A 2,810-nucleotide genomic window follows, 5' to 3' on the forward strand; every position below is an offset into this window, starting at 1 on the left:
TAGCGCAACCTCATAGAACCTGCAGCACCAGGCCTCTGCTCGGAATGGTACCCGCCTCGCCGGGCATGGATACGTAAGGCTCGGTTTCCTCGAGGCGGGCGACCACGAGAGCGTTTTCAAGCTCGGCAACCCGAGCTGCGAAACCATGTTCCCAGATCGTGTCCTTCACCGTGAGCACCAGCACTCCGCCGGGGCGGCAGATGCGGATCAGCTCATCCATCCCTTCCGCCCCAACATGGCCTGATGTGAAGACACCGGCCGAAACGATACCGGCGAACCTATCGTCGGCGAAAGGCAACGCCCCGCCCAACGCCAGATGGTGGAGGGCGTCGTAGCACCCCTTGCGAGCGGCCTGCGCCAGCATTCCCTCTGAAATGTCGAGTGCTTCCACACAGGGGTATCCGACGATCCTCAGCCACTCGCCGATCAACCCGGTACCAGCGCCGGCGTCGAGGATGGGCGATGCGCCGCGAGGGAGGTAACGGGCAAGAAGGGCAAGGCAGATGGTTGGGTGACGATAGCCTGCCGTGGCCATGTCGGAGTCGTAGGTCTCCGCCCAGCGGTCGTAGAGCTCGGCGACTTCCTTGGGCCGCTTGGCTTCATACACAGCCGCCAAAGTGCGATAGTTACGTCCCTCGGCCATGCCGCGGCTTCTCCCTGACCAATGCTCCGGCACCATAGCCAATCAGCTGAAAATGTGGAACCGTTCGGGTGATGTAAACGAAGGGGATGCCATGCTCGACAAGCCCGAACTACGCGCGGCGCTCGAGGCTGTTCCGTTCCTGAGAGGATATGACGGGCCTGTCGAACGGCTGGGCGGGCTCACAAACCTGGTGTTTCGGGTCGGCGACTACTGCCTGCGCATTCCGGGCAAGGGCACGGAAGAATATATCAACCGGGCAAACGAGAAGATCGCCGCGAGCGAGGCGGCAAAGGCCGGCGTTAGCCCCGAGGTGCTGCATTTCGACGACCTGAACGGCGTCATGGTTACGCGCTTCCTGCCCGCGGTCCAGACGATGACGCCGGAGACGTTCAGGTCGGTCGAGGGAGCACCGGGGCGTGCCGGAAGGGCGTTCCGGAAGCTCCATACCTCCAAAGCGGTATTCCCGTTTCGGTTCGAGCTCTTCGCGATGATCGACGACTATCTCGGCATTCTGTCCACCAGGGATGTTGCGCTGCCGGCGGGCTACCATGACGTCGTCCGCGAGGCGGAGAGCGTGCGCAGCGCCCTCGCAACTCACCCGGCGCCACTCACCGCCTGCCATTGCGACCCGCTGTGCGAGAACTTTCTCGACACCGGCGAGCGGATGTGGATCGTCGACTGGGAATATTCCGGGATGAACGATCCGATGTGGGATCTCGGCGACCTCTCGGTAGAAGCCGGCTTCGATGCTGCCCAGGATGAGGAAATGATCCTTGCCTATTTCGGCGGCGAACCGAGCGCCTTGGAGCTCGGCCGCATTATCATTTACAAGGCTATGTGCGATCTCTTGTGGACGCTCTGGGGGCTTATCCAGCTCGCCAACGGCAATCCGGCCGATGATTTCCGCGCCTATGCTGATACCCGCTTTACACGATGCAAGGCGCTGATGGAGACTCCGGACTTTGCCCGGCACATCGAGGCCATTAGACAGGACTGCTGACGAGGCGGAGTGCCGCTTACGGCACAGTTTTCAGGGTTCTGTCGCAAAGTTCGATGCCGGAAGCAGAAGGGCGGGTCACGTCTGGTTTCTATGCCGCGAGGATTTCGAACTGCTCGGCCAGGGATGGATTCGGATTGAAGGCGTACCGCGCCTGTTGCTTGCGCATCATGGCGACCATTTCGATCCCGTCGAGGAGGGCACTGGCGCTGGCGAAGGACTTGAAGCCGAGCATTGGCCGGACACGGCGCTTGATGCGCCGATGATCCTGCTCAATGCGATTGTTGAGATACTGGCTTTGGCGGATCCGGATCGGCTTCAGCCGGCACCAGGAGCGGTTCTGCCGGCGGTTGGTCGTGTCGCAGGAAACGATCGCCTCCAGGTTGGTCTGGCTGCCGTCGATGACGACGCGATCGGGTCGACCATGACGGTCCAGCGCCTTTCTGAAGAAGCGCTTGGCCGCCGGCAGGTCCCGCTGTGCGCTGAAATAGAATTCGACCGTGTCGCCGACGCTGTCGATGGCGCGGTAGAGATACATCCACTGGCCGCGGACCTTGATGTAGGTCTCGTCGATATGCCATTTGCCGGTCACGCTACGCTTGCGCCGGTTGAAGCGCTCCAGCAGCTGCGGCGAGAAGTGGACAACCCAGAGATGCACGGTTGAATGGTCGACGCTCAAGCCGCGTTCGGCCATCATCTCTTCCAGATCACGCAGGCTCGGCCGAGGGTTATCTCTCCCATATCCCTGGCTGGGAACTTCTGGAGGAGGCGCACCTGCTACGCCGCAAATTCACATTCGCGGACTTCCGTCAATCGCTCAGCTTCGTCGACGAGGCTGGCCGATTGGCGGAAGAAGAAGGGCATCATCCCGACATCTGCTTCGGCTGGGGTTATGCGGCAATCTCGCTGCAGACCCGCAAGATCAAGGGATTGCACGAGAATGATTTCATCATGGCCGCAAAGATCAATCAGTTCACCGGTTCGTAGAGAGGCACTCGGCACCCCAACGACCGGAACGGGTCTCCTGAGAGCAGTACCGAAGAGGCTCCTTGATCAGTGATCACGTAACATCTCCCGGAGTATTTCTTCGACCGAGTGCGGCGAAATTCCGAGTTCCTCAAATCCGGGCATCTCCGGCGATGACACGTTGTCGACCTGCATCAGTTCCAC

3 protein-coding genes and 1 pseudogene are annotated in these 2,810 nt (G+C 61.0%); 2 read left to right on the forward strand and 2 right to left on the reverse strand.

Translation table 11 applies throughout. The features are described 5' to 3' along the window. Positions 1 to 10: 10 nt before the first annotated feature. Positions 11 to 643, reverse strand: a complete 633-nt coding sequence (locus G6N73_RS35155; protein WP_165034463.1) for a class I SAM-dependent DNA methyltransferase — start codon at positions 641 to 643, stop codon at positions 11 to 13. 91 nt (positions 644 to 734) lie between these two features. On the opposite strand from G6N73_RS35155, the gene G6N73_RS35160 reads away from it, so the two are divergent. Continuing rightward, the gene (locus G6N73_RS35160; protein WP_165034464.1) at positions 735 to 1,643 is read left to right on the forward strand and encodes a phosphotransferase family protein; all 909 of its coding nucleotides are present in this window, start codon (positions 735 to 737) and stop codon (positions 1,641 to 1,643) included. A gap of 88 nt (positions 1,644 to 1,731) precedes the next feature. On the opposite strand, the pseudogene G6N73_RS35165 reads toward G6N73_RS35160, so the two are convergent. Next, positions 1,732 to 2,358: pseudogene (locus G6N73_RS35165) on the reverse strand (IS6 family transposase); the annotation flags it as partial. Here G6N73_RS35165 and G6N73_RS35170 point away from each other — a divergent pair. Further along, positions 2,301 to 2,627 (forward strand): 4a-hydroxytetrahydrobiopterin dehydratase, encoded by a 327-nt coding sequence (locus G6N73_RS35170; RefSeq protein ID WP_165034465.1) that lies wholly within the window; start codon positions 2,301 to 2,303, stop codon positions 2,625 to 2,627. The pseudogene G6N73_RS35165 and the gene G6N73_RS35170 sit on opposite strands and share 58 nt — an antisense overlap. The last annotated feature ends 183 nt before the right edge of the window (positions 2,628 to 2,810 follow it).

Origin of the sequence: Allomesorhizobium camelthorni, assembly GCF_011045125.1 — a bacterium.
Taxonomy (GTDB): Bacteria; Pseudomonadota; Alphaproteobacteria; order Rhizobiales; family Rhizobiaceae; genus Allomesorhizobium; species Allomesorhizobium camelthorni.